The 5,208-nt window shown below is 69.8% G+C and carries 3 protein-coding genes, 1 tRNA gene and 1 pseudogene; 3 read left to right on the top strand and 2 right to left on the bottom strand.

Going from position 1 to position 5,208, the window contains the following annotated elements:
- Positions 1-1,110: DUF7159 family protein (locus H7J06_RS24610; RefSeq protein ID WP_264041984.1), on the bottom strand; the 1,110-nt coding region annotated here is incomplete at its 3' end.
- Between the two features lie 159 nt (positions 1,111-1,269).
- Positions 1,270-1,839, bottom strand: coding sequence for a dCTP deaminase (gene dcd / locus H7J06_RS24605; protein WP_264041982.1), 570 nt, complete (start codon positions 1,837-1,839; stop codon positions 1,270-1,272).
- A gap of 71 nt (positions 1,840-1,910) precedes the next feature.
- Between dcd and H7J06_RS24600 the strand changes: the two genes are divergently transcribed.
- From H7J06_RS24600 to H7J06_RS24590, 3 genes and pseudogenes are all read left to right on the top strand, one after another.
- Positions 1,911-2,819 carry an LLM class flavin-dependent oxidoreductase gene (locus H7J06_RS24600; protein ID WP_264041980.1) on the top strand — a complete coding sequence of 303 codons (909 nt, stop codon included), beginning with the start codon at positions 1,911-1,913 and terminating at the stop codon, positions 2,817-2,819.
- Between the two features lie 57 nt (positions 2,820-2,876).
- A tRNA-Gly gene (locus H7J06_RS24595) sits at positions 2,877-2,950 on the top strand.
- Positions 2,951-3,560: 610 nt separating this feature from the next.
- A pseudogene (locus tag H7J06_RS24590) lies at positions 3,561-5,208 on the top strand (hypothetical protein); the annotation flags it as partial.

The following is a 5,208-nucleotide window of genomic DNA, read 5'->3' as shown; positions in this document are numbered from 1 at the left end:
CTGCTGCACGACCGGGATCGGCGCCTTGATGGTCTCCGCGGGCGGCGCGGGGGCAGGCGCGGCGGGGGCCGGCGCCGGAGCGGGGGCCGCCTCGGGCAACGGAGCTGCCGGCGCCGCGGCGTTGGGCACGATCGCACTCTGACCGGGATCGGGGCGCTGGTCGGCGGTCGGGCGGATGCTCACGGCCAGCGAGATGACCAGCGCGATCACGCCGATCACGAACACCGACGTCAGTGCCGAGCCGACGAGGAGGAACGGCTTGCGACCCTCGTCGGCCGGCGCCGCGTGAAAGTCGAGGTCGTCGGCGGCCAGTGGGGTGTCCATCCCGACCAGGCGCATCTGCGTGTCGGCGCCGGACAGGCCGGGATAGTCGTTGCCGGCCGTCGCCCCGTCGGGATCCTGCGAGTAGGCCAGGCCCACGGTCGACGCGTCGAAGATCGGGGCGTTGGCCGCCGCGATCGCCGCGCCGCGCGCCAGGGCCAGGCCCGACTCCTCGGGCGCGCTGACGGGCACGTCGACCAGGTCCTGCAGGTGCGACTTGACCGAGGCGACGTCGACGCCGGAACCGACGACGAACATGCCTTGCGGCGGTGAGTCCTGTGCGGCGGCGGCAGCGGCCATGTCGGACAGCACGGCCATCGCGTCGGTGCTGTGCAGGCTCCTGCTGAGCACCTTCACGATGGAGCCGTCATCGGTGCGTACGACCGACAGCGTCGCGGTGTCGCGGTCGAGGAAGAGCAGGCCGGTGGTCTCGTAGCCGACCGCGCGGCCCGCGGTCTGAGCCAGGGCTCCCGCGGCGTGCAATTCGGAGACCAGGATCGCGTCGTCGACGCCGGCGGCGGCCAGCGCGTCACGCGTCTTGGCTGCCTCGTCGTGGTCGCTCCAGGTGACACCGATGGCCTTGAGCTGGTGACCGCCTTCGCGCGCACTCTCCAACGTTCCCAGGACGGCGGCGACCACTTGCGCCGACGCACTCGACGTTGCCGAGCCGTCGTCGGGCGTGACGTCGAAGGTGTCGTGGTCGACGATCTCACCGTCGGCCTCGTTACCCTCGACCAGCACCAGTCGCACCGTCTTTGGTGTCAAGGACACACCAAGCACGATGTCCACGAACCCCTCCAAAGTCTTAGCTGTGCTCTGATCTGTTTTCACGGGGGCTTAAACGCACACAACGCACCCTGATGTTTCATCGCCGCCACACGGGCAGTCGTTACATCGGACACGTCGGCTCTTCGGCCCGCGTTTTCGACCCTACCCGCGGTGACCGGGTCAGTGTCGAATGAAGTTTTGGTACGACTTCGACGGAGTCGGTCCGCGCTGGCCCTGATACTTCGAGCCCACCTTCGCGCTGCCGTACGGGTGTTCGGCGGGGCTTGTCAGACGCAACAGACAGAGCTGCCCGATCTTCATTCCGGGCCACAGCGTGATCGGCAGATTGGCCACGTTGGACAGCTCGAGGGTGATGTGACCGCTGAAGCCGGGGTCGATGAACCCGGCCGTGGAGTGGGTCAGCAGGCCAAGGCGACCGAGCGAGGACTTGCCCTCCAGCCGGCCGGCGAGGTCGTCGGGAAGTGCACAGCGCTCCAGCGTCGACCCGAGCACGAACTCTCCGGGATGCAGCACGAAGGGCTCGTCTTCCTTCGGCTCCACCAGGGTGGTCAGGTCGTCTTGCCGCAGGGCCGGGTCGATGTGGGTGTAGCGGGTGTTGTTGAAGACCCGGAACAGATTGTCGAGCCGAACGTCCACGCTGGAGGGTTGGATCAGGCTGTCGTCGAACGGGTCTATCGCCAAGCGGCCTGCGGAGATCTCGGCCCGAATGTCGCGATCGGAGAGCAGCACCCGACGAGCCTAGCGGGCCAGTACGTCGTCGGCCCCGTCGCGCTCTCGGCGTTCGTCCCTAGACTGGCGCCGTGCGATTCTCCGTGTGGCCATCGACGACTCAACCGTGGGACGACGTACTCGAACTCGCCCAGTTCTCCGACGACGGGTTCTGGCATTCGCTCTACGTCGCGGATCACTTCATGTCCCCCGGCGACAAACCGGGCCAGACGAGCGACTGGCTGGAAGCCACCGCCGTAATGGCTGCGCTGGCCACCGTGACGTCGAACATTCGGCTGGCCAACCTGGTGTTGTCGATGACGTTCCGGCACCCCGCCGTGCTGGCCAACCTCGCGGTGACGATCGACCGCATCAGCAACGGCCGCTTCACCCTCGGGCTCGGCGCGGGCTGGCAGGAAACCGAACACGAGCAGTACGGCCTGGAGTTGGGCGCGCCGAAGGAGCGGGTCGACCGCTTCGCCGAGGGACTCGAGGTCATCTCGGGGCTGCTGATCAACGAGACGACGACGTTCGACGGGCAGTACTACAGGCTGACCGACGCACTGTGCGAACCGAAGCCGCTGCAGTCGCCGCTGCCGCTGCTGGTCGGCGGGACGGGTCCGCGGATGCTGCGGCTGATCGCCCGGCACGCCCAGGAGTGGAATCAGTGGTCCGCGCCCGGTGGGTTCGGCGAACGCTCGGCGGCACTGGACGCGGCGTGCGAGAAGGAGGGCCGCGATCCGGCCACCGTGTGGCGCTCGACGCAGGCCGTGGTGATGGTCACCGATTCCGCGGAGGCCGAGGCCAAGGCGAAGACCGCCGCCGAGTCGATGCCGCAGCCGGTGGTCTACGGGCCGGCGTCGCGGATCGCCGAGGCCGCCGCGACGTGGCGCGACGAGGGCGTCGACGAGGTGATCGTCCCCGACTTCGGCATGCCCCGCGGTCCGGAGCGCCTGGATGCCTACCGGGCGCTCGCCGAGGCGTTCGCGCCCCTGGCCTGACGGCGAACCGCACGGCGGAAGGTGCTAGCCTTCGTGGTCACCAGCACCGCTGGTCAGGCCGATGTAGTTCAATGGCAGAACATCAGCTTCCCAAGCTGAATACGCGGGTTCGATTCCCGTCATCGGCTCCACACTTCCCGTTAGCGGGAGTGCTTTCCTCTGCTGGCAATTTGGTCGCCTGGCAATGCTCGACCTGCCCGACATCGGACCAACCCCAGACGTCCCCCGCTAGACCAACTTCAGTGCGCTAGCGATCCGCTGGGCCAAGGCACCGAGGATCGGGGCCACGCAGGCGGACAGTTCTGACGTCGCCCGAAATCTCCCGGGCCAGAAGATCTTCCACGGTACTGGCCCTCCGAATGCCGCTCCCCTGCACGTTGGCCCAGTCAACGCGGAGACAGGCTGACCTTGGGGCGCCCTAGGCCGCTCGTTCACATCTCAGGCGCAAAGCGGAGCACACGCTCTAGCTCATCGAAAGTCGCCGGTGCTTCGTTTACAAAATATTTGCAGCGCATTTCTACTCTCAGGACTGGAAACCCTGGCTGGTGATCGTCATACCCGTGTCGACGGGTGTGACGCCGCGGCTGACGGCGCCAATGACGATGGGGCGCAAGCGGTACGACCCGTGTTCCGCCAACGAATGACACGAGACGCAGAGGATTCACGATGGCCGGACGACACCGCAAGCGTAGCCACCACAGCAAACTCGACGCCGGACGTGAAGGTGGTCGGGTATTGCCGGTGTCAAGCTGGCTGACCGCAGGGGCGTTCAGCGTCGGGGTCGGAGCGGCGATGCTCTCCGGCGCCGCCGTGGCCCAAGCCGACACCACCCATTCCGAGGCCAGCTCCTCGGTCACGCATGCGGGTGATTCGGGTGAGTCCGCAGGCAACGGCAGCGGTGCGTCGTCGACGGGTTCGACGGCATCGAAGGCTTCGGTCGCGGGAGCCACCGCGGCCGGCACGTCGGGCACGTCGGACACGTCGGGCGGGGTGTCCTCGTCGGGGACTACCTCCGGGACGTCCGCCACCGGTCTCAGCGGCACCACCGCGTCGTCGACCCACGGGGCGGGGGTGTCGACCAAGGATGACGCCGGGCAAGCCAGCACGGGAGGCCGTGCGGGCGGGCACGGTAAGCACGTCACCGACACGGGCACCAGCGCCGTCTCGAATACCGTCGGGGGCCAAGACGGCACCGGGAGCCCCAGAGCCGGCAACCAATCAACGGCAAGCGAAGCCGGGGAAACCACCGCCGCCGCAACGGATACGCGGGCGACCAGTTCGGGCCCTGCGGCGTCGACGTCGCCGGTAGCGGCGGACTCGTCCACGGCCACGACGGCCACGAATACTGCCATCGCCGTTCACCATTCAGCCGCCCCGACCACCACGGCGAACGCTGTCGCCGCGGCACCGCCGGTCAACGTCACGGTGCTGGCCGTGCAGCCGACGGCCGCCGCACCGAATTTGGGCGAGTTCGTCAACGACGTGCTGGCGCTGTTCATCGGCAACGGCACCGCCGCGCACCCCGACGCCGGGTTGCTGCTGGGCACCGGTTACAGCTACACCGCTGCGACCTGTGTGGGTGGCACGGCGTGCCGGGGCGGCAACGGTGGGTTATTGCTGGGTGTGGGCGGTAGCGGCTTCAACGGCGGCAACGGTGGCGCGGTCGGATTCATCGGCACCGGCGGTGCGGGCGGCGTCGGCGTCCTGGGCGTCAACGGCGGCGCCGGGGGGCGCGGCGCCAATGGTGGCCTGTTCGTGGGCGACGGCGGCGCCGGCGGAACCGGGGCCAACGGCATCGCCGGTGCCAACGGTGTGGGCGCGGGTCAACCCGGGGCCAGCGGGTCTGCCGGTGGGACGGGCGGAGCCGGTGGTCGGGGTGGCCTGCTGATCGGCAACGGCGGCGCCGGTGGGTCCGGGGGTGCTGGCGGAGCCGGTGGGCGCGGGGTGACCGGCGCCCAAGGTGTGGCGGCCGTCGAGGCTGGCGATGCCGGCGGCACCGGCATGGCTGGTGGGTCTGGCGGAGCGGGCGGAGCGGGCGGTGACGCGGGCGCTGGTGGGGGCGCGGGACTCATTGGCATGGCTGGGCTCGCCGGCGTCAACGGCTCTGGCGGACACGGTGGGGACGCCGCCAATGGCGGGGCCGGCGGCGGTGGCGCCACCGGCGCCGACGGCGTCACTGGCTCCACGGCTACCACCTCCGGCGGGAACGGTGGCGACGGCGCCAAGGGTCAGGCCGGCGGCGACGGTGGTCGCGGCGGCGCGGCAGGCACCGCAGGCGTCGGTGGCGGCGGCGGCGCGGCAGGCACCGCAGGCGTCGGTGGCGCGGCGGGCACGGGCGGCACCGGTGGCGAAGCCGGCATCGCGGGCTCGTCCGCAGTACGAGGCGTCG

This window comes from Mycolicibacterium hodleri (assembly GCF_025822245.1).
In the GTDB taxonomy this organism is placed as follows: Bacteria; Actinomycetota; Actinomycetes; order Mycobacteriales; family Mycobacteriaceae; genus Mycobacterium; species Mycobacterium hodleri.
The sequence above is the reverse complement of the archived record's forward strand: the minus strand, read 5'-3'. Positions and strand labels throughout refer to the sequence as shown.